At 70.8% G+C, this 23,429-nt stretch carries 20 protein-coding genes; 12 read left to right on the forward strand and 8 right to left on the reverse strand.

All coding sequences use genetic code 11. The features are described from left to right. Positions 1-6 precede the first annotated feature (6 nt). The 3 genes from ACZ7N4_RS23080 (at position 7) to ACZ7N4_RS23090 (ending at position 3,153) form a co-directional block, all read left to right on the forward strand. Complete coding sequence (locus ACZ7N4_RS23080; protein ID WP_471360663.1) at positions 7-1,713, forward strand: RecQ family ATP-dependent DNA helicase; 1,707 nt, start codon at positions 7-9, stop codon at positions 1,711-1,713. Positions 1,714-2,147: 434 nt separating this feature from the next. Beyond that, positions 2,148-2,318 carry a DUF5670 family protein gene (locus ACZ7N4_RS23085; RefSeq protein WP_146464684.1) on the forward strand — a complete coding sequence of 57 codons (171 nt, stop codon included), beginning with the start codon at positions 2,148-2,150 and terminating at the stop codon, positions 2,316-2,318. 562 nt (positions 2,319-2,880) lie between these two features. After that, positions 2,881-3,153 carry a DUF4190 domain-containing protein gene (locus ACZ7N4_RS23090; RefSeq protein WP_471360986.1) on the forward strand — a complete coding sequence of 91 codons (273 nt, stop codon included), beginning with the start codon at positions 2,881-2,883 and terminating at the stop codon, positions 3,151-3,153. A 547-nt stretch (positions 3,154-3,700) separates the two neighbouring features. On the opposite strand, the gene ACZ7N4_RS23095 is transcribed toward ACZ7N4_RS23090, so the two are convergent. Next, positions 3,701-4,330 (reverse strand): TetR/AcrR family transcriptional regulator, encoded by a 630-nt coding sequence (locus ACZ7N4_RS23095; protein ID WP_471360666.1) that lies wholly within the window; start codon positions 4,328-4,330, stop codon positions 3,701-3,703. Positions 4,331-4,421: 91 nt separating this feature from the next. Between ACZ7N4_RS23095 and ACZ7N4_RS23100 the strand changes: the two genes are divergently transcribed. From ACZ7N4_RS23100 to ACZ7N4_RS23110, 3 genes are all read left to right on the forward strand, one after another. Continuing rightward, positions 4,422-4,835: a DUF4345 domain-containing protein gene (locus ACZ7N4_RS23100; RefSeq protein ID WP_471360669.1), complete on the forward strand. Its 414-nt coding sequence runs from the start codon at positions 4,422-4,424 to the stop codon at positions 4,833-4,835. A gap of 712 nt (positions 4,836-5,547) precedes the next feature. Next, complete coding sequence (locus tag ACZ7N4_RS23105) at positions 5,548-7,446, forward strand: CASTOR/POLLUX-related putative ion channel (RefSeq protein WP_471360672.1); 1,899 nt, start codon at positions 5,548-5,550, stop codon at positions 7,444-7,446. A 194-nt stretch (positions 7,447-7,640) separates the two neighbouring features. Further along, positions 7,641-8,018: a nuclear transport factor 2 family protein gene (locus ACZ7N4_RS23110; RefSeq protein WP_471360674.1), complete on the forward strand. Its 378-nt coding sequence runs from the start codon at positions 7,641-7,643 to the stop codon at positions 8,016-8,018. An 89-nt stretch (positions 8,019-8,107) separates the two neighbouring features. Here the strand turns inward: ACZ7N4_RS23110 and ACZ7N4_RS23115 are convergent, their stop codons facing one another. The 4 genes from ACZ7N4_RS23115 to ACZ7N4_RS23130 form a co-directional block, all read right to left on the reverse strand. Continuing rightward, positions 8,108-8,638, reverse strand: coding sequence for a GNAT family N-acetyltransferase (locus ACZ7N4_RS23115; protein WP_471360677.1), 531 nt, complete (start codon positions 8,636-8,638; stop codon positions 8,108-8,110). Between the two features lie 193 nt (positions 8,639-8,831). Continuing rightward, positions 8,832-9,062 (reverse strand): helix-turn-helix domain-containing protein, encoded by a 231-nt coding sequence (locus tag ACZ7N4_RS23120; protein WP_471360680.1) that lies wholly within the window; start codon positions 9,060-9,062, stop codon positions 8,832-8,834. Positions 9,063-9,367: 305 nt separating this feature from the next. Continuing rightward, positions 9,368-9,754 carry a hypothetical protein gene (locus ACZ7N4_RS23125; protein WP_471360681.1) on the reverse strand — a complete coding sequence of 129 codons (387 nt, stop codon included), beginning with the start codon at positions 9,752-9,754 and terminating at the stop codon, positions 9,368-9,370. A 1,006-nt stretch (positions 9,755-10,760) separates the two neighbouring features. Continuing rightward, a complete protein-coding gene (locus ACZ7N4_RS23130; RefSeq protein WP_471360684.1) occupies positions 10,761-11,351 on the reverse strand; it encodes a TetR/AcrR family transcriptional regulator in 591 nt (196 codons plus the stop codon). A gap of 132 nt (positions 11,352-11,483) precedes the next feature. On the opposite strand from ACZ7N4_RS23130, the gene ACZ7N4_RS23135 reads away from it, so the two are divergent. The 4 genes from ACZ7N4_RS23135 to ACZ7N4_RS23150 all read left to right on the forward strand — a co-directional run bounded on the left by ACZ7N4_RS23135 (position 11,484) and on the right by ACZ7N4_RS23150 (position 15,714). After that, the gene (locus ACZ7N4_RS23135) at positions 11,484-12,329 is read left to right on the forward strand and encodes an SDR family oxidoreductase (protein WP_471360687.1); all 846 of its coding nucleotides are present in this window, start codon (positions 11,484-11,486) and stop codon (positions 12,327-12,329) included. A 245-nt stretch (positions 12,330-12,574) separates the two neighbouring features. Continuing rightward, positions 12,575-13,558 carry an aldo/keto reductase gene (locus ACZ7N4_RS23140; RefSeq protein ID WP_471360690.1) on the forward strand — a complete coding sequence of 328 codons (984 nt, stop codon included), beginning with the start codon at positions 12,575-12,577 and terminating at the stop codon, positions 13,556-13,558. A 396-nt stretch (positions 13,559-13,954) separates the two neighbouring features. Continuing rightward, complete coding sequence (locus tag ACZ7N4_RS23145; RefSeq protein ID WP_471360692.1) at positions 13,955-15,262, forward strand: DUF1254 domain-containing protein; 1,308 nt, start codon at positions 13,955-13,957, stop codon at positions 15,260-15,262. 98 nt (positions 15,263-15,360) lie between these two features. Then, complete coding sequence (locus ACZ7N4_RS23150; protein ID WP_471360695.1) at positions 15,361-15,714, forward strand: YidH family protein; 354 nt, start codon at positions 15,361-15,363, stop codon at positions 15,712-15,714. A 221-nt stretch (positions 15,715-15,935) separates the two neighbouring features. On the opposite strand, the gene ACZ7N4_RS23155 is transcribed toward ACZ7N4_RS23150, so the two are convergent. Beyond that, positions 15,936-16,511 carry an AMIN-like domain-containing (lipo)protein gene (locus tag ACZ7N4_RS23155; RefSeq protein WP_471360697.1) on the reverse strand — a complete coding sequence of 192 codons (576 nt, stop codon included), beginning with the start codon at positions 16,509-16,511 and terminating at the stop codon, positions 15,936-15,938. Positions 16,512-17,087: 576 nt separating this feature from the next. Beyond that, entirely contained in the window at positions 17,088-18,200 is a 1,113-nt protein-coding gene (locus ACZ7N4_RS23160) for an SGNH/GDSL hydrolase family protein (protein ID WP_471360699.1), read from the reverse strand. A 1,103-nt stretch (positions 18,201-19,303) separates the two neighbouring features. Here ACZ7N4_RS23160 and ACZ7N4_RS23165 point away from each other — a divergent pair. After that, on the forward strand, positions 19,304-19,819 hold the full coding sequence (locus ACZ7N4_RS23165) for an RICIN domain-containing protein (RefSeq protein ID WP_471360702.1): 516 nt from the start codon (positions 19,304-19,306) through the stop codon (positions 19,817-19,819). Between the two features lie 263 nt (positions 19,820-20,082). Further along, the gene (locus ACZ7N4_RS23170) at positions 20,083-20,739 is read left to right on the forward strand and encodes a hypothetical protein (RefSeq protein ID WP_471360704.1); all 657 of its coding nucleotides are present in this window, start codon (positions 20,083-20,085) and stop codon (positions 20,737-20,739) included. 209 nt (positions 20,740-20,948) lie between these two features. Here the strand turns inward: ACZ7N4_RS23170 and ACZ7N4_RS23175 are convergent, their stop codons facing one another. Continuing rightward, on the reverse strand, positions 20,949-23,348 hold the full coding sequence (locus tag ACZ7N4_RS23175; RefSeq protein ID WP_471360707.1) for a SpoIIE family protein phosphatase: 2,400 nt from the start codon (positions 23,346-23,348) through the stop codon (positions 20,949-20,951). Positions 23,349-23,429 lie beyond the last annotated feature (81 nt).

Here is a 23,429-nt window from a genome sequence, read left to right on the forward strand (position 1 = left end):
TGTGCGATGACCGGGGAAGGAACACCGTCCCGCGGACGACGGGGCGGGCGGCTGCGCGAGACGGCCGCCGAGGTGTTCGGCTGGAAGGAGCTGCGTCCCGAGCAGCTCACCGCCATGGAGTGGGTGCTGGAGGGGCGGGACTGCCTCGTCGTCATGCCCACCGGATCGGGCAAGTCCGCCGTGTACCAGGTTCCCGGCCTGCTGCTGTCCGGGCCGGTCGTCGTCGTGTCACCGCTGCTGGCGCTGCAGCGGGACCAGATCGCCGGACTGCCCGGCGGCGACCGCGGCCCGGGCGCCGTCGCCGTGAACTCCGACCTCGGCGCCGCCGAGACCGAGGACGTCTGGGCGGCGGTGGGCGAGGGGTCGGTGCGCTATGTCTACCTGTCCCCGGAACAACTGGCCAAGGACGAGGTCGTACAGCGGCTGACCGAGGCGCACCCGGCCCTGTTCGTGGTGGACGAGGCGCAGTGCGTGTCCTCGTGGGGCCATGATTTCCGGCCCGACTACCTGCGCCTGGCCCAGGCGGTACAACGGCTGGGCCGACCGCCCGTCCTCGCGCTCACGGCGACCGCCGCGCCGCCGGTACGGCAGGACATCGTCGAACGGCTCGGCATGGACCGGCCGCGGCAGCTCGTCACCGGATTCGACCGTCCCAACATCAGGCTGGAGGTGCGCCGCCACCTCGACGACGACGAGCGCCGCTCCCGCGTCCTGGAGGACGCCGCAGCCGCTCCCAAGCCCGGGATCGTCTACGCGGCGACGCGCAAGGACAGCGAGTCCTACGCCGCGGAACTGGCCTCCCTCGGTCTTGCCGCCGGCGCCTACCACGCGGGCCTGCGCGCCGCCGAACGCCGGCGGATCCACGACGCGTTCCTCTGCGGCGACCTGGATGTCGTGGTGGCGACCTCGGCCTTCGGCATGGGCATCGACAAGGAGAACGTGCGGTTCGTGCTGCACGCGTCGCTGCCCGGCTCCCTGGACGCCTACTACCAGGAGACAGGACGCTGCGGCCGCGACGGACGGCCCGCCCTCGCCGTACTGCACTACCGCACCGAGGACACGGGGTTGCAGGCGTACTTCAGCAGCCGCACGCCTCGCCCGGAGACCGTGGACGCGGTGGTACGGGCGGTCCACGCCCACCGCGACGCCCCACCGGACATCGCTGCGCTACGACGGGACACCGGCATGTCGCGCGCCAGGGTCACCACGGCCGTGAACCTGCTGGAGGAAGCCGGTGCCCTGGTCACGGACGCGTCGGGCGCCATCCGTCCGGTCCGGGGCACGGCACCGTCGCGCGCGGTCCGACGCGCCGTGGACACCGCCGAGGCACACAAGCGCATGGACCGCTCGAGAGTGGACATGGCGCGGGCGTACGCCGAGACCACGGGCTGTCGACGGCGCTTCCTCCTGGGCTACTTCGGTGAGGAGTACGAGGCGCCCTGCGGCAACTGCGACATGTGCGACGAGCAGGAGAACGGCGACAGCGACACGACGAGCGCCGAGCGGCATCCGGACGCCGACGCCTACCCGCCCGGAGCCCTGGTGCAGCACGACGAGTGGGGCCGCGGCACCGTGTTGAGCGAGGAGGGGGACCGCATCACCGTACTCTTCGAGGAAGTCGGCTACCGCACACTCTCCTTGGACGCCCTGGCCGCGCGGGACGATCTGCTCACCGTGGTGAACGGCCCGGACGCGAGCCGGACAGAGCCCTGAGCCGGCGGCACTTCCGGTGGTGCCGGGCCGACACCGGCTGGCCGGCAGCCCGCCCGTGGGGGAGCTGCCCGGGCGCGGGAGAGCGCGTGGCCGGGCCGGGGCTCCGGGCCGGCACGGGTCGTCACCCAAGGGCGGTGGTCCGAACCGTGCGCGCAGCCGCCCGCAGTGCCCGATCACCGCTCGCGCGAGCACGGGACAGGATCGTCGTAGCGGCGTCCTCGCCCTGGGCCGACCCAGCTGCTGCGCTGACGAACCCAGGGCCACGACATCACCCAAGGCGATAGATGCTGCATGGCGGGGGTGCGTGAGACGCCACACGAGGGGAACCATGCATGCGCGACGCGCATATGCCCCTCATTCCACGGAAGTAACTCATGTTTTGTGTGCTTGTAGGGCCGAAGTAAGGGCATCAGGAGTCCAGGAGGTTGATAACAATGGTTCCCCTGCTTCTGGTTCTTCTGCTGGCTCTGATCCTCTTCGGCGCGGGCTTCGCCCTGAAGGCGCTGTGGTGGATCGCGGTGATCGTGCTCGTCGTGTGGCTGCTGGGCTTCGTCGTCCGTTCCGCGGATGGCGCAGGTCGCAAGGGCCGCTGGTACCGCTGGTAGACGAAGGCGCCCAGCGCGAGGAGCGCGTTTCACACGCGCAGGACGAGTGGGGCCCGGCCGGACACGGCCGGGCCCCACTCGTGTGCGAGGAGGCGCTCTCCGGAAACGGTTGGGAGGGATCGGGCTTATCGGACGCATCGCAGGGTACGTGAGTGATGCACCGGTCCCGCAGACCCAGCAGTGGAACCCTGCTCCTCCTGTCTGCGGGGCCGGTGTCGTACGTTGCCCCACACGCCGAACCTCTCGCCCGTTGCCCGCAGCCGTCCGGCGCAGCCGACACGAGCGTTGCCGGGCGGACCGCGTCGCCTACTTGTCCCGGGGCCTGTTGAGCCCTGCCGTCCGCATGAGGGAACCGCCGCCCGTGCAGGTTGCGGACGACTCCGTACGGCAGTGATGTGGGCGGCGGCTCGGCCGGTACACCCACGCCGTGAGGAGAGTTGGTCAACTTCCGCGTGTGCAAGCGGCTTTGACCACGCATCATAGGAATGACCCGGCCGTGACGGGCAACCAGAAGGGAACCGAAGGAGCGAAACAGCCGACCGCGACAGTTTGGGAGATATCGATGTCGTCCCACAGCAGAATAGGCATGCACAACACGAGCCGGACGAGCGGGCTGGCGATAGCGGGACTGGTCTGCGGCATCGTCGGAATCTTCATCCTTCCGATCGTGCTGGGGCCGTTGGCGATTATTTTCGGCGCCGTGGCACTGCGTCAGACCGGCTCGGTGATGGCGAAGTGGGACATCGGCCTGGGAGTGGTCGACCTCGTTCTCATGATCGTGATGTTCGCCATTGCCGCCGGCAACGGCGGCAGCTTCACCTGGCACGTCGGCTGACCCGCGCCGGCGCAACCCGTTGACGGCGTCCGCACGCCAACGCTGGTGCACCGAGCGGCCCGCGCCGCCCACCGGCTCCGCTGCCGGGGGCGGCGCCAGCATGTGCGCGGCGAACTGCGCCACAGCAACGCAGCGCCCTCGGCGCCCGGTACACGCGGGTGCTGCCGCTGAAGCCAGTGCCGCGAGCAGCAAATGCAGGCCTTTCCGAACTGTGCGCGGCTCAGAGGTGGCCGAGGTACCGGAAGGCGCGCTTTCCGATCGGCGGCGGGCCTGGGCATTCCTCCGCGGCTTCGCTGGTGTTCGGGTCGATCCGTTGACCGAGGACGCCGGCACGCCTGGCGGGGAACTGGCGTGCGCGGAGACAATTCCCGGCTGCTCGCTGCCGACCCGCGCCGCACGAGTTCCACACGCTCGCCGGCCCGAACCGGCCCGGCCACCAACCAGGGCCCCGAATTCACTCGTCACGCACGCGCGGTGACTCCCATTCGGCCTCTTCGATCTGCTCAATGGTCAGGCCCGGAAGCGACGGCCGTACAGGAGACTTCGCTCAGGCGCCGTTCTCCGACAATTGTGGCGACCACTCAAGGGCGTGTCCGGCGGGGAGTGCGGGGCGCAGGGCGCCAAGAAGGGCGCTGATGCAGATGTCCCGGAGCTGGGTGCGGGTACAGGTCTCGCGGGCGAGCCAGTCGACGCAGAGGACTTGGACGAAGACCAGCCAGCTCTTCAGTACGGCGGACACCACCTCGCGGGATGCGTCGTCCGCGAGGGGGAGCACGGCCAGGAGCCGTGTGCGCAGTGCGTCCAGTTCGTTCGTCATGATCGACTGAATGACGGGGTCACCAGCGAGGACCCGGTTCGCGGCCAGGACGGCGTTGCGGTTGGCCACGAAGTAGTCGAGGTGGACGTCCATGCCCTGAACGAGCTGCTCGATCAGGGAGTCGGCCGGGTCGAGCCGGGTCTCGGCGAGCAGTCGGTCCGCCGCCTGTTGGTAGACGGCCGCGAAGAGGGCGTGCTTGCTGGGGAAGTGGCGGTAGAGCAGGGCTCGGGAGATCCCGGCCTCCTGGGCGACCTCCTCCATCAGTACGTCGGCGTACGGGCGGGCGGCGAAGAGCCGCGCGCCGACCGCAAGCAGCTGGGCGCGGCGGTCCGCGGGGTCGAGTCGCTGACGAGGAGGCACGCATGCAGGTTACTTGACATGTGTCTACTGGCGCGCCCAGCCTGGTAGACGCATGCCAACTAAGGTGCTGTCCGGACGGCTTGGGGGGATCATGGCAAGGGCTCTGCGGGTGCTCGCGCTGGTGACGGGGTGGGCCTGTGTGGCCATCGGCGTGTTCCATGTGGTCCTCGGCAACGCGGCGATCCCGGGCGCGGGTTCCGCCGGGACGACGGTCGACAGCTGGGGCCGGTTCATGGGGGCCGGTTTCGCCGGCTACGGGCTGGCCTGGCTGTGGACCGCCCGACAGAGGCCTGTCCCGGCTCAGGCGGTACGGTGGCTGGCCGGCGTCTTTTTGCTGGGTCTGGTCGGTCGACTGCTCTCGCTCGCTGTGCACGGATGGCCGCAGTGGTTCCAGACCGTGCTTGCGGTGATCGAGCTCGGTCTGCCGCTGGTGTTCTTCTGGCTGGCCGGCGCGGACGAGCGAACCGAGCGCACCGGGATGCGGACGGCGCCCGCCGGGCGATGAGTGCGTCCCCGAGCGAAGACGGCGTCGCGCGGCAGTGGCGCCGGGTGGCCGGGCCCACCTGCGGAGCGGGTCTGCGCAATCTCCGGTCGAGGCTCGACAACGAGGCATGTCGTCGACATCGGCCGCCCTCGCGGTGGCGGGGCCTCGCTCGCCGGCAGGCACGATGCGCAGTCGTCCTGCACCATGGGCGACATGCCGGACGTTCGCGATCCGTGGCGCCACACCGGTCCGGCCACCACCTCCCGGCGGGTCACCCGAGGCGACCCGCCGGCCCCGCCTTCCACCGTCCTTGAGGTGCGACCGTCCGGCAAGGAAGCGACCCGCACCACCCAAGAGCGGGCCCAACCCGGACCACCGCACAGGCCGCGCTTGCCGCGGCCGGCACCAGCCGCGGAACGCTCGTCACCGGGGCCCGACGCACGGCGCGGGCACCGAGCACGGCTCCGGACGGCGTCCGCCCTTTGCGCCGGCGTTGACTGGAAGGAGGGTGGACGGCGGAAACCCTGAGGTGGCGGCAGGCCCGCCGAAAGGGACGCCCAGGTGGACCCGAAGGGATGAAGCCCGAGCGAACCGCCCTCGCCGTCACCGTGCGGTCCCTCACACTGCCGGAGGCGTATTCACCTCCGCGCTCTCCAGCGCGGCCCGCCGACGGCGCGACGCGTCCGCGGCGCCGGCCCGGCTCAGGGAAGTGCGCGGTGACGGAGGGGGAAGGGTGGCGCAGCGGCGCACTAGGTTCGGGGACCGGGCCCGTTACTGGTTCGACAGCACACTGGCTCGCGGTGCCTCCGTTCTCGTCGGCTGGATGGCGCTGCTGTGCCTGGCCGTCGTCGTCCCGGCCAGTGCGGTCCTGGTGTGGACCGAGCCCGACGCGCCGGCGTCCCTGGTGGGCCGCCTGGCGCAGGTGTGGCGCCTCACCGGGGAGACCCTGCGGCTGGGCGGTGCGACGGGTACGCCGCTGCGGGTGACGATGTCGGTGCTGCTCGCGCTGGTCGCCCTGCTGTACGTCTCGACGCTCGTGGGCCTGATCACGACGGCGCTGACGGAGCGGCTCACCGCGTTGCGACGAGGCCGTTCCACCGTGCTGGAAAGGGGGCACGCCGTGGTCCTCGGGTGGTCGGAGCAGATCTTCACGGTGGTGAGCGAACTGGTGGCCGCCAACGCCAACCAACGGCGCGCCGCGGTGGCCGTGTTGGCCGACCGGGACAAGAGCACCATGGAGGAGGCCCTGAGCACGAAGGTGGGTCCGGTCCGCCGTACGCGGCTGATCTGCCGCAGCGGCCCCACCACCGACCCGTCCGTGCTCGGCCTGGCCGGCCCGGCCACGGCCGGTGTCGTGCTCGTCCTGCCCCAGGACGAGCCCGACGCCGACGCCGAGGTGGTCAAGACGCTGCTGGCACTCAGGGCAGCCCTGGCCGGGGAGGAGCCCCGCCCGCCCGTCATCGCCGCCGTCCGGGACGACCGGTACCGCCTGGCCGCCCACCTCGCCGCGGGCCCGGGCGGCGTCGTGCTGGAGAGCGACACCATCACCGCCCGGCTGATCGTCCAGGCCGCCCGCCACCCCGGCCTCTCCCTCGTCCACCAGGAACTGCTCGACTTCGCGGGCGACGAGTTCTACCTGGCCAACCAGCCGGCCCTGGCCGGCCGCCCGTTCGGCGACGCTCTGCTGTGCTACCCGACGTCCAGCGTCGTCGGGATCATGCGAGGAGGCACCCCTCTGCTCAACCCGCCACCGCAGACCCCCCTCGCTCCCGGTGACCTGCTCGTCGTCATCTCCCGTGACGACGACTCGGCCTGGGCATCCGACTGCGCGGGGTTGGTCGAGCAAGCGGCGATGGCGTCCGGTCCGGCCACGCCGGTGCGACCGGAGCGGGTGCTCCTGCTGGGCTGGAACCGCCGAGCCCCGCTCGTGGTCGAGCAGTTGCACCGCCGCGCCCGCCCCGGATCAGCCGTCGACGTGGTGGCGAACGGCGATGAAGCGACCATCCGGCAGGTGAGCGAGGCGGACACGGACAGCGGCACAGACCTGACCCTGACACTGCACCACGGTGACATCACCCGTCTCGAGACCCTGCGGCGTCTGGACGTTCACCTCTATGACAGCGTCATCGTGCTCGGCCAGGACCCCGCTCCAGGACAACCGCCGGACGACCCCGACAACCGCACGCTCGTCACCCTTCTGCTCCTGCGCCAACTGGAGGAAGCGACCGGACGCGAACTGCCGGTCGTCACCGAACTGATCGACGACCGAAACCGGGCCCTGGCCCCCATCGGTCCCGGAGCCGACGTGATCGTCAGCGGCAAGCTCATCGGCCTGCTCATGACGCAGATCTCCCAGAACCGGTATTTGGCGGCCGTGTTCGAGGAACTGTTCTCCGCCCACGGCATGGGGGTTCGCATGCGGCCGGCCCCCGACTATGTGCTGCCAGGGCGTGAGACGTCCTTCGCCACGGTCGTGGCCGCGGCACGCCTCCGCGGCGAATGCGCCATTGGCTACCGAAGCCATGAGGACTCGTCGACCAGCCCGCGCTACGGCGTGCGGATCAACCCACCCAAAGCCGAGCGGCGCCGCTGGACGGTCGAGGACGAGGTGATCGTCGTCGGCAGGGACTGACGGCAGGGGGCGCGAGGCGTGGACGGTGTCACCTGGTCACCTGTCGGCGCGCACCGCCGAACGCACGGCGGCTCAGGGGATGTCGGAGACGGGAGACCCCACCTGCCGACTGTCGGTCCTCAGTGCTGCCGCAGTACTGCCGCTGCACCGGAACCGGCTGGATGGGCCGACGCGGTCCGGGGCACAATGCGCCCATGGATCATGCGACCGCGCGCCAGTTCGTCGACTCCTGGGTGACGGCGTGGAACGCGCACCAACTGGACGCCGTGTTGTCGCACTTCGCCGAGGACGTCTCGTTCCGGTCCCCGGTGGCCGCGCAACTGATCGGTGGCGACGGGGTCATCCGGGGCAAGGACGCACTGCGCGCCTACTGGGCGGAGGGCCTACGGCGGATCCCCGACCTGCGGTTCGAGGTACTGGGCACGTACATCGGGGTGAACTGCCTGGTCATCAACTACCGGAACCAGAAGGGCGGCCTGGTCAACGAGGTGCTGATCTTCGACGGTCCGCTGATCGTCGAGGGATACGGCACCTACCTTGGCGAGGACACCAACCCGGCCGGAGCCAGCTGACCTCGCGATCACCGTTGGCTTCGGAGGCGCACGCCGCCACCGGGACATGACGCGGCCGCTCCCGCAGCGGGCGAAGCACTGGCCGGGCATCAGGGGCTCAGCAATGCGCCCACCCACCAGCCGTGCGGTGTGCCATCGTTGGCGATGCCGCGACTGCGCGGTGTCCCCTCGACGATGAAGCCGAATTTCTCGGCGACGGCACGCGAGCCGGTGTTCCCGACCATGGCCCACCACTCGATGCGGTGCACGTCGAGCGTGGCCCAGCCCCAGTCGCACAGGGCACGAGCGGCCTCCACCGAGTACCCGCGTCCGCGCTGCTCCCTGACCGCCCAGTAACCGAGCTCCCAGACGCCGCGGCTGATGAGGGTCAGGCAGTACGAGCCGACCAGGGCGCCGGTGTCCTTGCGGAACGCGCCGAGGGTGTAGTCCCTGTCCTCGGCCCACTGAGCGGGTAGCTTCTCGCCGACGAGCTTCTCCGCGTCCGCACGCCGGTACGGCACCGGCACCGGGGTGTAGAACCGGATGTCCCCGTCCTGACAGGCGTCGTACACCGCATCCACGTCGGCAGGTTCGAAAGCCCGAAGCACCAGACGGCCGGTCTCAAGGGTCACCGGGTCCATCGCCGCAGTATGACCACCACCGACAAGCGACGACCAGCGAATATCCGGCCGCCCACCGCACGCCACCACACCCGGGCCGTCAACAGTCGTCACCATCCCGCGGACCGACTGCCCCCGGGACAGGGCTACACCCACAGTCGATCGCGGACCGTGACGTGTTCGCGGAACTCCGCGCCGGGGCACCCGGCGGCGGTCACCGCGTCGACTGGGCCGCGCCGGTGCGCGCATCGCCTCCCCGCGCCCTGAGCGGCACGCCCGCTTCGGTGAGGACGCGATGCACGAAGCCGTACGACCGACCATGGGCCTCGGCTATGGAACGGATCGTTCCCCCCTCGTTGTACTCCTTGGTGAAGGCCTCGGCCAGCTCCTTGCGTGCGCTACCTGTGATCCACTTTCCCTTGTGCACGGTGATCTCCTCTCGCATCGTCGAGCTGTGATCACCGGTTGCCCGGTTCGACACGCTCCATGCGATCGGCAGGTGCGCACCGCACACCCAGAGCTCGCACCCGCAGCACCTGGCGCCCACCTCCCAGCCGGATCAGGCAGCTGGGCCGTGCCGGCTGCCCACGTGGCCCGGTGGCGATGAGCCCTCCGCGTCCCTCCGTACGGTCAGGCTGCGACGGACGGCGGGGTACCGGCCCGAGAAGGACGTGCCCGGCCGGTCGAAGACGCGCCGCGAGGCCCGCCCCACTCAGGAGGCGAGCCTCGTTCACGCCGCCGGGAGGCGGCTCAACACTGACGCAGGCCCGGAGCTGGGTCGACAGACGTGTGCACGTCCACGGCCGGCACGTTGCCCCACTGTCCGTTGTCGAGCTTGGTCCAGTACCAGATGTTGTTGCCGCCGCCATGGGGGTCACCGGGGCCCCAGCACGCGAACCAGCTGAACGACGTGTTCAACGGCCCCCGCACCGCCGAACCGTAGGACCGGTGCTCATAGCCCTTGGCACCCACGCGGTTGCCGCACCACAACTTGCCGTCGGAGCGGACCCCGCACTCGGCAGCGGCCTGACCGGCGGGACCGGCGGGCTTCGCCGATGCCGGACCGGCGACGGTGAGCAGCCCTGTGGCCAGCGCGGCGGTGGCCAGGGCGACGGAAAGCTTCCTGCGTACGATCACGAGTCCTCCTCGAGAACACTGCCTGGGATCTGCCTGGGGAAGGCCGGCGGAGAGAGTCACTGGTGCGTGTAGGCCCATTGCGCCCGTGCCGGGTGGAGCGGAGTTGTGCGGCACGAACGCTGCGCCGACCCCGGCCCACGAGCACCGCTCGCGTCCCGGGACCTGCGACGCAGCCGCCGGCCCTTCGAGACTGAGCCGTGCCGCCATCGGCTGTCGAGGACCCTCCTGTTGCCCACTCCAGTAGGACCCGGGAAACCCCCGGGGAAACCGCTGAACTGCTGCTCGACGCGACGGGCTGCTCCTCCCAAGTCAGGCTGCCGGGCGGCCTGCCGGCTCCGTCCGTGACCGCCTGCGACCCGGTCGGGCTCCGCAACCGACCGCGACTGCGGTGACTCGGTCAACCCAGGGCAGCGCACGCAGCAGATGGCGCGGGGTGATGCCACGCATCCGCGGTGTCGTCTTGCCGGTCGCAGTGTGGTCGGATTCTTCGGCGTCTCGGCGTCGCCCCGGACGATGCACGCCGTTGCCGCATGGTGAAGTGACGCACCCCGGCCCCTCCGGTACCGAGCGGGACAAGCACTGAGCCATACGAGATCCGCACCCCGCAGAGGACGCCTCACCAGCGTCGTCTGCGGGGTGCGGGGTGCGGGGTGCCGGGCGCGGGGTGCAACGGACCGCGTGGTGTCCCTGTGATCGCGGGACTTGTCCATCCGGCCGGCCGCGGATCGGGGTCGGGTACCGGAGCGGTCAGCATCGGCTCCGGCAATGTCCACGTCACGCGGACTCCCGTCCGGACGGCGGCCGGCAGCCTCGTCTCCGTACCCGACATGGCCGGGCCTGCTCGACGAGCGGCTGCCCCCGATTCGACCCGACCCTGAGGAGGAACTACGACAGGAGCCCCGCAGCGCCTCCGCGGCGGCAGCGACGGTGTATCTACGTGATTGCGCTGGGGCCGGAGAGCGGATGGTACGTAGTGGTGCGCGTGCGGAACGCGGCCGGAGTCGGGTCACGCGCTGGACGCCGGCCCTTCCGTTCCGTAGCGGAGGCCGTCGAGGAGCAGGTCGAGGAGGCGGCCGGCCCGTTCGCGCTGATCGGGGGCGCTGGTGATCAACGCGACGCCGGCCAGACTGAAGCCGACGTCGAGGGGGTCGACGTCCGGGCGCAGCAGGCCGGCGTCGGCGCCGGCGTACAGCAGGGTCCCGAGCGCGGTGCCGAGCCTGTCGAGGGTCTCGGCGAAGGGGTCCGCACCGGATGCGACCGCGGCCCGGAGGGCGTCCGCCATGCCCTGCTTGGCAGCCACGTAGTCGATGAAGTCGTCCATCCACAGGCGGATCGCCCGGTCGGGCGGGTTGTCGGCGAGCCGCTTCGCGGCGCTGTCGCAGACACGGGCCAGCTCGTTGCGGTAGGCCGCCTCGATGAGCGCCTCGCGCGTGGGGAAGTGGCGGTAGAGCGTGGCCGAGCCGACGCCCGCGGCCTTGGCGATCGTGTCGATCGCGACGTCCGGGCCCTTCTCCGAGAAGGCGCGCACGGCCGCTTCGAGGATGCGCTCGCGGTTGCGGCGGGCATCGGCGCGCAACACGCTCGGCTTGGTGGTCAAGGGTGCTCCCTTCGTCGGAGGACCAGTCTAGCTGGACAACCGGGGAGTTCCCCACTTACGGTTGCGGCTAACCGGGGAACTCCCCGGTTACGAGGTGTCGCCCCGTTGTGTCCCTGAGCAAGGAAGACCCGCATGACCTCCCCGAAAACGGTTCTGATCACTGGTACGTCCTCCGGCATCGGCATGGCCGCCGCCATCGGCACCGCCCGGGCGGGCTGGACGACCATCGCCACCATGCGCGACACGGGCAAGGCCGAGGCCCTGATCGAGGCCGCCGCCGAGGCGGGTGTGGCGGACCGGATCCAGGTCAAGCGCCTGGACGTGACCGACGCCGCTCGCATCACCGCCTGCCTGGACGAGGTCGTCGCCGAGCACGGCCGCCTGGACGCGCTGGTCAACAACGCCGGTGCCGCCCAGGTCGGCACCATCGAGCAGAGCAGTGTCGACGACGTCCGCGCGGCCATGGAGGTCAACTTCTTCGGTGTGGTGGCGGTGACCCGGGCCGCCCTGCCGCACCTGCGTGCGTCGAAGGGCCGGTTGATCACCGTCACCAGCGTCGGTGGCGTCGTCGGTCAGCCCTTCAACGAGGCCTACTGCGCTGCCAAGTTCGCCGTCGAGGGCTTCATGCAGTCCCTCGCGCCGGTCGCCGCCACCGTCGGCGTCGACGTCACCGTGGTCGAGCCGGGAGCGGTGGCGAGCGAGTTCGTCGCCAATCTCGGCCTGGACGTCCCGGCGCTGCTCGCCGCCGCCGGGCCCTACGGCCCGGCACTCGAGGCCTACATCACCCGCACCCAGCAGTCGTTCGCCCATGCCCAGACCCCGGCGGAGGCAGCCGCCCCGATCGTCGACGCACTGACGGCCGCCCACCCGCCCTTCCGTGTCCAAACCTCGCCATGGGCCCGCGACTTCGTCGCCACCACCCTCGCCGACCTCGACGGCTCCGCCGTCCAGACCCTCACCGGAACCTGGGTGCGCTGACCGCCCCGCCCCACGCCCCCGCGGGCGCACTGCCGACCCCGGGCACGACAACCCGCACAACATCCCCCTTCGTCGGCGCCACACCGCCGCCGCGTCCCCGTTCGTCGGCGCCACACCGCCGCCGCGCCCCGCCTCACCGCGATCGGCGCCCGGCCGGTCACTCCGGGGCGCAGGCCGCGGCGCACCGGACGCCCAACCAACCAGTCACACACGCGGGACGACCCGCAACAGCAAGGAAGATCACCATGGAACTCCGCACCCTCGGCAGCCAGGGCCTGACCGTCTCCGTCGAAGGACTCGGCTGCATGGGCATGAGCGCCTTCTACGGCAACACCGACGAGGCCGAGTCCCTCGCCACCATCCACCGTGGTCTGGAACTGGGCGTGACCCTGCTGGACACCGCCGAGAGCTACGGTCCCTTCATCAATGAGCAGCTCCTCGGCAAGGCTCTCGCCGGCCGCCGCGAGCAGGCCGTCGTCGCCACAAAAACGGGCATCGAGTTCACCGACGAGGGCACACTCGTCGGCCAGAACGGACGTCCCGCGTACGTCCGGCGCTCCTTGGACCGCTCCCTGCGCCACCTGAACACCGACCACGTCGACCTCTACTACCTGCACCGGGTCGACCCGCAGGTGCCGATCGAGGAGACAGTCGGTGCCATGGGCGAGCTCGTGGCCGCCGGCAAGGTCCGCTACATCGGCCTGTCCGAAGCCGCTCCGCAGACCATCCGCCGCGCCCACTCCGTCCACCCGATCACGGCGGTCCAGACCGAGTACTCGCTCTTCGAGCGCGGCATCGAAGACGACGGGGTCATGGCCACCCTGCACGAGCTCGGGATCGGCCTGGTCGCCTACTCGCCGCTCGGACGCGGGTTCCTGTCCGGTGCGATCACCAGCCCGGACGACTTCGCCGCCGACGACTTCCGCCGCACCGACCCGCGCTTCCAGGGCGAGAACTTCGCCCGCAACCTGGCGGTGGTCGACCAGGTACGCCGCATCGCCGCCGCCAAGCAGATCTCGCCCTCCCAGCTGGCTCTCGCCTGGGTGCTGCGTCAGGGCGCGGTCGCCATCCCCGGCACCAAGCGCCGCCGCTACCTGGAGGAGAACGTCGCGGCCGCCACCGTGACGATCACCGACGAGGACGTGGCAGCCATCGAAGCCGTCGCCCCGCGCGGCATCGTCTCCGGCGACCGTTACGCCCCCGAGCTGATGCGGAACCTCAACGGCTGACCCCCGGGGCGTCAGAGCACAGCAGCCCACCGGCCCCGGCTTCGGCGGGGCAGCACCGCGGCCGAAGTCCTGGCCCGCCTCGACCTCACCGGAAGGCCCGCCGTCATGACCGGCGGCGGCTTCGGACCGGGCTGGAGACCACGCGCGTCGTGCGGGGCACCGACACGACCGGCGTCGTAGCCGTCCGTCGTCCGCTGGCGGCCGGGAGAGTCCTCGGATCCGGTGGCGGAGCAGGCGGGGCGGCTGTGGTGGCGAAGGGCCTGCCGGACGGTGTCGTTGCGTGGTCCGGTTCACTGCTCGTCGCCTCGTGTCGCCAACGACTGAGGGCCGTGTCAGCCTGGGGAGGGGGGCGTTCTCTCTTTCGTGTCCCGAGTGCAGAGGGCAGGAGCGCCGTTCATGACGAGACTGACCGATGACCTGCGGACTCTGAGCCGTGAGGCCTACATCTACCTGTATCCGCTGGTGACGATGGACGTCACGCGTGAACAATGTGTGAGCGTGCCGGCGGGCTTCAAGCCCGGGCTGGGGCCGCCCAACCAGTTCCACCACATCCGTGAGTTCCCGTCCGCGGACTTTCGTCTTGTCGTCCGCCCGAACTTCGACACCCTGTATTCGACCGCCTGGCTGGACCTGACCCGTGGACCGGTCGACGTGTCCGTACAGGACACCGAGGACAGGTACTTCCTGCTGCCGATGCTCGACATGTGGACGGACGTGTTCGCCGCGCCGGGCAAGCGTACGACGGGTACCGGCACCCAGCGCTACACCGTTGTGGCGCCGGGTGACCAGGTCGGAGACGCGCAGGACGCCACCGTCATCCAAGCGCCGACGCCGTATGTATGGGTCATCGGCCGGACGCAGACCAACGGTCCCGACGACTACAAGTCCGTCAACGCGATCCAGGAGGGCTACACGATCACTCCGCGCATGCCGGCGCCCGACGACGCCGAGCAGCGCACCGAAGCCGTGTCCGAGGAGCCGCTCTCCTTCATAAACGGGCTCGGCGCCGTCGAGTTCTTCCGCCGCGGCGCCGAGTTGCTCCGCGTGCATCCCCCGCACGCCACGGACTTCTCGGTCCTGGCCCGTATCGCCGGTCTCGGTCTCGTCCCCGGGCGTCCCTTCACGGACGGCGACTTCACTCCGGAGCAACTGGATGAGATCCAGACGGGGGTCGACGAGGCCCAACAGCAGATGCTCGCCGCCCGCACCTCGTTGGGGCGGCAGGTCAACGGCTGGTCGGTCGTCACGGAAAACATCGGGGTCTACGGCAACGACTACTTCCAGCGCGCCGTCGTCAGCATGGTCGGGTTGGGCGCCAACCAGCCCGAAGACGCCGTCTATCCGGTTCTCGGTGTCGATGCCGACGCGGAGCCGCTGGTGGGCGAGCGCGACTACGTCCTGCACTTCGACGCGGATGCGCTGCCTCCGGTCTCCGCCTTCTGGTCCGTCACCATGTACGACGCGGCCGGCTTCCAGGCACCCAACGAGCTGGATCGCTTCGCGCTCGGCGACCGCGACCGGCTGAGCTACAACGGCGACGGCTCCCTCGACATCCTGATCAGTCACGCCCGTCCCGGCCCCGAACGCGAAGCCAACTGGCTTCCCGCACCTACCGGCCCGCTGGGCGTCACTTTGCGCCTGTACGCACCCCGCCCGGAGGTCCTCAGCGGGCGCTGGTCACCACCCGCTGTACGAAGGGGCTGACGCCGACGCACCGCCGGTCGTTCCGGCCGGGACCAGGAACGGCGCAGATCACGGAGAGCGGCAGCAGTGGTGCGAGGGCACCCGCCGCGGAGGAGCAGATGAGTCGAGACGCGCCCAAGGAGGCCGCGGCCACTGCCAACACCGGCAGCCGCGCCCGCGACCACCTGGCCAACGAACGGACCTACCTCGCCTGGTTGCGCACGGGCATCAGCATGGCCGCCCTCGGCGTAGCCGTGGCCAAGTTCGCGCCACACCGCGGAATCCATGCCGTCGCCGCCGGTGCGATCATGCTTTTTGCCGGACTCCTCATCAGCGGATACGGCACGATCCGCTACCGATCGGTGGGCCGTCAGCTCGACGTCGGGCTCTACGCACCGGCCCGGCTCGGCCTGATCACCGCCAGCACGGTCATCACGTTGATCGCGATCATCGCCGTACTGATCCTGGTCTGACCGGCCGGCCGCACCCCCGGTCACCCCCCCGCCCGAACCCTGCGCGCCGCTCCGGCGGCCGGTGCGCCAACTCGGGCGAACCGTCCTCATCCGGCTCGCTCGCCGGAACCGGCCGCAGTTCCGGCAGGGGTACGGGGGTGCTCGGCACCGGCTCCGGCAGCGTCCCCGCTGACCGGCGAGGGACACAAGAGCCGGAGTGTCCCTGCCGGAACGGGCGTGGGCTAACTGGTCCAGCTGTGGGCCACGTCGACGACGATCCGGTCGGGCAGCTGGGTCACGCGGAACGGCAGTCGGGCGCGTGTGCCGACAGCCACCTGCGTCTGTCCTTCGAAGGTGCCGCCGAACCGGGTGTCCCGGAAGGTGCTGTACCCGCTGATGTCGACGCCGGGCAGAGCCTTGCCCACCTGGCCCGGGTAGGTCGGCGCGCCGGCGTCCAGGTCGTAGCTCCACGCGTCGACGCGGATGTCGAGGATCGCCCCGCCGGACACGGGTATGTACCGGCCCGAGGGATCCGCGTGGAACCGGTCCACGTACTGGACGTGGTAGCCGATCCGGTCGCCGCCGCCGGGCACGTCGAACACGATGCGGTCGTAGCACTCGTGCTGTCCGGTCCTGACGTCCGTGAGGTGATCGGCCCCCGCGGTGGCAGCGCTCTTGGCGCCGCTGCCCCAGCCCGTCGGGCAGGCCGCCACCGGGCGGGGTGCCTGTGCCGGGGCCGCGCCCGCGGTGCTCGCCGCCGTTCCCAACGTGACGCCCGTGAGCATGAGCACCGCCACTGCCGCTGTGATACGTCTCATCCTGTCCCCCTTGGTCGTGTGACTCTGATGTTGGGTGAGACGGGCGGCCGCATCGGAAGGTTGTACGCGAGACAGGGGCAAACAGGAAATCTCGCCGACCGTGACATGATCTCGGGGACGCTCGCGAGCGCGGTGCGGCGGCCGCCGTCTTGGTGCCGACGACCATCAGGACGCTGCCGGCCGTGGTGAGCGACGCGGAGCCGGACGCGGGCACCTGCCGTCCGCAGGACAGCCGACAGACGGGTCCTGGCGTGCCACCCGTTCCCGGGCCACGATCACGGGACGGACTCCGCAGCCGATCAGGGGGAGACGTGCGACCAGCGATGAGACTGTGCTGCCAATGGTGACGGCGGAGGCCCTGTTGCAGGCTCCACGCACGCAACAGGGCCGAACCAGAGGTGTGCCGTTCAGGGGCAGTCCACTGTCAGTGCGGCCTCGGCACATCGGTACAGCCGTTGGCCACCGGGAACGACCAAGGGCTGGTCGGAGACACGTTCGGACGTCCACGGTGACAGGTGCTGCCCCCGATCCCGATCCTGCGGGGGTGGTTCGCAAGCGCGAGCGAGTGCGGTTGTGTCACGCGGAGGGGGCTGCCCGCAGGAGCATGTCCCGGGGGCCTGCGCCCGTCTTGTTGAGGCAGGAGTGATTGCCGGGATGCCGGGCGAGCTTGAGACCCAGGCACGTGCCGAGGGCGAGCTGGCCGTAGTAGTTGGGGTGCAGGGACTCCTGCCTCTGGCCCTGACCGGCTCCGGACGTCACGAAGCGGACCCATTCGCTGGTGCGGCCTGACGGCTGTTCGCTGGGGCCGGCGTGGACGGTCGTCCCGGAGCAGACCTCCCGTCCGTCGAAGGCGTGGGACAAGTCCAGGAATTCCGCACCGGCTGTGCGGGCCGCGGCGGCGAGGGAGGTGCTGATCTCCGGTACGAGAGTGTCATGGGCCCAGGTGAGGTCCTTGTCGAAGAAGGGGCAGCCGCCCTGGTTCAGCCGGTCGTACTTCTCTCCCCGGTAGCGGACCCGCGCGCCGTCGGGCAGCGGTGAGGGGTAGGACTGCAGAATCAGGCGGTAGCTGCCCTTCGGGTGGCCTGCTCGTTCCATGGCGGTGGTGACGTCGCCGAGCGCCTTGACTGCCGCGGTGCGCATCGCGGGCAGCCGGTCGTGCACCTGCGGCGCCAGAGTCGGAGCGCAGGGGGCGGCTCCGATCGGCTTGACGAAGTTCTTGGCGCAGGTGGTGATCACGTCCTCGAAGCCGAGGTCGTTGCCGCCGACGGAGACGACGACCGCCCGGACGGAATGGCCGGCCACGGCGTTCCCGAGTTGCTGAGCCTGGGACGGCTCGCTCTTGAAGGGGCTCCCGCCGTGCTCCGGCAGCAGAATGGCGGTGGACGTCGCCCCCGAACAGGCGAAGTTGACCCGACGGCCCCCGATGGGGGAGGAGTCGACTTCGGCACTGTCGGAGCGGTTGCAGCGGTCGTCGAAGGACTTGCCGTACACCCGGTGCGGATCGGTCTCTTGCGTGGCGGGGTCGAAGGCCCGATCGGTGCGCGAGTAGCCGTCGGCACTGTCGTTGCTGTTACCCGCCCAGCGGCCCGCCTCGCCGGAGATGAAGCTGTCGCCCAGCGACACCACCCACGGCGTTTCCGCGGCCTTGTCCGGTGTGTGTGCGGCACTGGCGGGAGCGACGCCTGCCATGCACAGGACGGTTGCCGCAGCGGCGGTCACGGCCGCGAGGCCCCGTCGATGCCAAAAAGGATTCATGCCCCGTAAATCACCGATAAAGGGAGAAAGTTACTCTTTCCGGGCCCGGTGCCCTCCAAAGAGTGCAGTGCCCCGCCCTCCCGGCTCCGGAACGACACATGACGCCACCGGAGGGCATGATGGCTCGGTTCGCCGGGACCGCCCCCCAGTGCCGGTCGGCCGGCCATGCGTCATTGAGGAGGGGAACGTTGGACATCGAGCCGGATGCCGTGCCGGGACCGTTCTCGTCTCCCGGCCTCGAGCGCAATCCTCCCAGGGACCCTCGGGGCCGGTCAGGTGCGCACCGTATCCCTGCTCGAAGTCCGCGACGGCGTCTTCCCGCTCCGAGCGCCCGCCCACCATGGACGCGGCGCCCTCGATGACGACGTCCACACCGGTGAGGGCGCTCGTGCCGGTGGTCGGAGCACAGTGACACGTGGCCGAGCCGGTGAAGACGATGCCCCCGCCGCAGCACAAGGTCCGAAGCGTCCTCGGCGAACTCGTCGACACCGGCACCGAGACCGGCTTGCAGGTTGCCGTTCACCAGCAGGGAGTCCGACATCACGCGTCAAGCGCCAGGGCGGTCAATGGAGGTGGCACTCCCACGGCTCGAGGTCTGGCTCGCCGGGCGGCAGCTGCCCAGTGCAGTATCGAAGGCCAGGGCGGCTTTCAGCCCCACGCCGCAGTGGGCGACGGACTCTGAGCTTGCCTTCTTGCCGCGAGGCCGGGACGCGCCCTGCGGCAGTGCCACCGCCCCAGTACGTCGCCGTGCGGGCCTGGCACGAGACGCGCGCGACTCGGCCGCTGGGGCAGCAGCCTCCGGCAGAACCGGCCCACCAGGGTGTGCGAGGAGCCCCGGGTAACGCACCTGGAGAACTTGGCATACCGACCAACGCACGTGAGTCCCCAGCGTGTTCTTCGACTGTGTGCGATCAGGTTGCCGGCCTTTCTGGCGCTCCCGGCCAAGTGCCTGGCGCTCCACGCCAAGGCGGCCAACCGGTGCGTCCGGCGACGATGGTTCACGGCAACAGCACTTCGGAACCGACTTGGGGGAATCCGTGCGCACATCGCACACGCTGCCCGTGGCAGCGGCCTTCCTGACCGCCACGTTGGCGCTGGCATCGGCGGCTCCGGCCGAGGCCGCAAGTACACTGCGTCACAAGAACTACCGCTCCGGCTACTGCCTGGGCATGCACTCCAGTCGAAGCACCGTCAATCTGATGGACTGCGGCAGTTCACGCACCGTCTGGAGGCCGTACGCGGCGACCAAGGTCGGCGGCGTGAAGTACGTCAAGCTCAAGAACCCCCACAACGGCAAGTGCCTCGGCGTCAGCCACGGTTCCGTCGCCGGCGGTGCGGCGCTCGCGTGGGGCAACTGCACCGGCACGAGCGACCACTCGCAGCTGTGGCGGTCGAAGTACGTCCGATCCGGCGTCTACCTCATCGTCAACGCCAAGTCGAAGAAGTGCGTCGGCACCCGGGGAAGTTCGACGGCGAAGATGACCCCGGTGATCCAGGGCCGCTGCACCTCGGCGACGGGCAGTACCCAGCTCTGGAAGAAGCTGAGCGGCTGAGCCCGTCCGCTCGACAGCGGTGGTCCGGCGCCCGGGACGCCCTCGTCTCCGAGCCGCCGCCGTCTTGAGACGGCAGGGCCGCGTCGGCCCGCTCGCCGCCAGAGATGCGGGGGCTGCGCGGCAGCCGATCGCTGCGCCAGTGCCGGGACCGCGAACCTCCACCGGGTTGCCGGCTGCTGTCGGCGTACACCAGAAGGTCGTACGCCGACAGCTGGGTGAGTAAGAGGAGGGGCGGGTCCTTTCGGTCGCGGTACGGTCCTGCCATGTCCCGATCAGTCGATGATGGCCTCTCCCGCCGCCCCGTCACCGCGGATGACCTTGACCTTGCCGTGCAGCTTGCTGTGGCGGTGCTCCGTGAGGCGCCCCCGGATGCTTGGGAAGGCAAGGCCGGTTCGCTGGAATGGGACTGCTGGGAAACTGTCGAGCACCTCAGCGACGACCTCTTCGCCTACGCTGCGCAACTGGGCCCCAAAGCGCCGCCCTTGGACGGCGAAGTGCCCTTCGTGTGGGAGAGCCGACGGCCCGGCGGCCCGGCGAACGCCATTCACGCGAACCGTGAAGCCGGACCCGCCGGCCTGCTGCAGGTCCTGGAAGCGAGTGGCGCGCTGCTGGTCGCCATGGTGCGCACCAAGCCCCCGGAGACCCGCGCTCACCACGTCTTCGGCGTCTCGGATCCCGAGGGTTTCGCCGCGATGGGGATCGTGGAGACCCTGGTGCACACGCACGACTTGACGCAAGGGCTTGGTCTGGCATGGAGCCCGCCTGCCGATCTGTGCTCCCGGGTGCTCTCCCGGCTGTTTCCGGACGCGCCCTCGTCCACGGATGGCTGGACCACCCTCTTGTGGGCCACGGGACGCGCCGAACTACCCGGCCACCCGTGTCTCACCACATGGCGCTGGGACGGCACACCCCGGGCATAGGCTCGGATGTTTCCACCGCAGGCGCACGTGGACGGCCGGCAGGTGCCCGCTGCGGTCCTGCACATGCACCGCCAATGAGGCCCGCCCGCAGTTCGGCCCGCTCGTCGGCCTCCAGGCGCGTCCAGGGCCCGGGTGCAGTCGTCGCGCGTCCAACGCGGCGCTTGATCGGGCGCGTTCCGCCGGAGACGGCCCGGTGGCCCGAGTCGGGCCTACGTCACGCGGATGCCGACGATGCAGGTGTCGTCGTCCGTGTCCGACCTGCTGTAGGTCAGCAGACGGTCGAGCCGCTGGTCCAGGGTCTTCGGCGCGGTGCGGACCGTGGTCAGCAGGTGCGTCAGGGACTCCTCCACCGAACGGTCCCGGCGCTCGATGAGCCCGTCGGTGTACATCAGCAGCATGTCCTCCGGCGTGAACTGCAGCTCGGCCTCCTCGTAGACGGCTTCCGGCACCGCGCCCAGCAGCAGGCCCTTGACCAACGGCAGCGGGGCCGCCTCCCGTCCACGGACCAGCACGGGCGGGAGGTGGCCCGCCCGTGCCCAGCGCAGGCTGCGACGATCCGGGTCGTACAGGGCGCACACCGCGGTGGCGGTGACCCCTCCGGTCAGATGGTGCGCCACGATGTTCAGCCAGGACAGCAGCTGGCCCGGCCCGGCGCCCGTCACGGCCAGGCCACGCAACGCGTTGCGCAGAACGACCATGCTGGTGGCGGCCTCTATGCCGTGGCCCGCGACGTCGCCCACACACAGCAGCACCCGCCCGGACGGCAGCACCACGGCGTCGTACCAGTCACCGCCGACCAGATGCTCGGTCTCCGCCGGCCGGTAGCGCACCACGACCTCCAGGCCGGGCACCGTCAGGGGGGCGTGCGCGGGAGGCATGATGGCGTGCTGCAACTGCAGCGTCAGACGGTTGCGCTCGGTCGCCTGCTGCTCGGTGTGGGCCAGCTGGTCCCGGGTGGCGGCCAGCGCCACCTCCGTCCAGTGCTGGGCGGAGATGTCCTGGTAGGCGCCCCGCACGACGAAGAGCCGGCCGTCCGCGTCGAGGGCCGGCTCGGCGACCACGCGGATGTGCCGGGTCACGCCGTCGGGGCGTTGCAGCCGGAAGGCCGCGGAGGCCGGCCGACGGCGGTGCATCAACGTCCGCAGGAACCGGCCGAGGGCCACCGCGTCGTCCCGGTGCGCGTGCGCGGGCAGCTCCTCCAGCGGTACGGGCGTGCTCGACGGGGACCGGCCGTAGAGGTCGAACAACTGGTCGTTCCAGGTGATCTCACCCGTGAGCAGGTTCTCCTCGAAGCCGCCGATACGGCCCAGACGCTGGGCGTGCTGGAGCAGGCTCGCCAGCCGTGCCGTCTCGTCCTCGATACGCCAGATCAGCAGCACGCTGCCGCCGTGCCGGCTGATGCTGATGTCCGCGACCGCCGACAGCGGCACCTGGTCGACGAGCGCGGTCAGACGCATCCGACGGCCCCGGAACGGCTCGCCGGTGGCGTAGACCCGCTCGACCCGCTGGAACAGCTCGCTCTTCCCGGCGGCCATGGGGTACGCCTCGAGCAGCAGAGCTCCGCTGACCACCGCGCGCGGCCGGCCGGCCGGGTCCAGGAAACGGTTGTTGACGTGCTGGATACGGAAGTCCACCAGTTGGCCGGAGCCGTCGATGTGCGGCACCAGCACCAGGGCGGGGTCGTGCAGCCCATCGGCCAGGTCCATCAGCTCGGCGGCGTCCGGCAGGATCCGCGGGTCCTGGCCGACGGGCGGGCGCGTGTACGTCTCCAGGGTGTGCGCGCACAGCTCGGCCAGGGCCTCCACCTGCCGGACGATCTGCGGCGGCTGCGGCTCCAGCGGCCCGGGCCAGACGATCTCCAGGACGCCGTGGATGCGGCCCCCCGTGCCGGCGGGTACCGCGACCCGGCCACCCGCCGGATACATGTGCCGGCCGATGGTGGGCAGCCCGGTGTCGGCGAGCGACTCGAACCACTGGCCGGTGCGTTCGGTCAGTCCCCGGCGCGCCACGGTCGCCACCTCCGGGGGCACGTATCGCCACCGGACGGCCTCGGCGGGGGAGAAGCCGGCGCTTCCGCTGAGGGTGAGCGAGCCGTCCGCGTCCGCGCTCCACACGGCCACGGCGACCGCGCCGAGCGGGCGCAGGGCGTGCTCCAGCAGAGCGTTGGCGACGTCCTGGGTGTCGTTCGCGGCCAGCGCGCCGCTCTCCGCCGCCCGCAGTCGCAGGGCGGTGGCCTGGCGCGCGGGCGTCTCGACGGCGGTGCTCAGGAAGGTGTCCGCGATCTCCGACACCCGGTCGCGGGCGGCCTGGTTGATGACCTCCACCGCGAACTCCAGTGGTGTCACCTTGGCCTGCGCGGTCAGCTCCGACAGCTGCCGGGCGGCTTGCGCCGGTCCACAGCCCAGCCGCTCGACCAGGATGCCCTTGGCCAGCTCGATCAGCGCCCGGCCCTCCGCCTCCGCATGAGCGGTACGGACCTCGCGGCGCAGCCTTTCCACCGTGGCGGCCAGCCTGCCGACCGGGGAGGTGGGGGAGGCGCCCGCGAGATCCTGCGGCGCGTTGTCCGGCTCGGCGCCGCCCGGTTCGGGCGGCTGCTCGGGCGTCTTCACGATGTGCACGCTCCTCGGCTGAACGACGCTCGGAGGCGGGTCGTGCCGCACCGGGCTACGCCCGCCCCGTGGGCGGGGGGT

It is taken from the genome of Streptomyces sp. NPDC107654, from assembly GCF_055639035.1.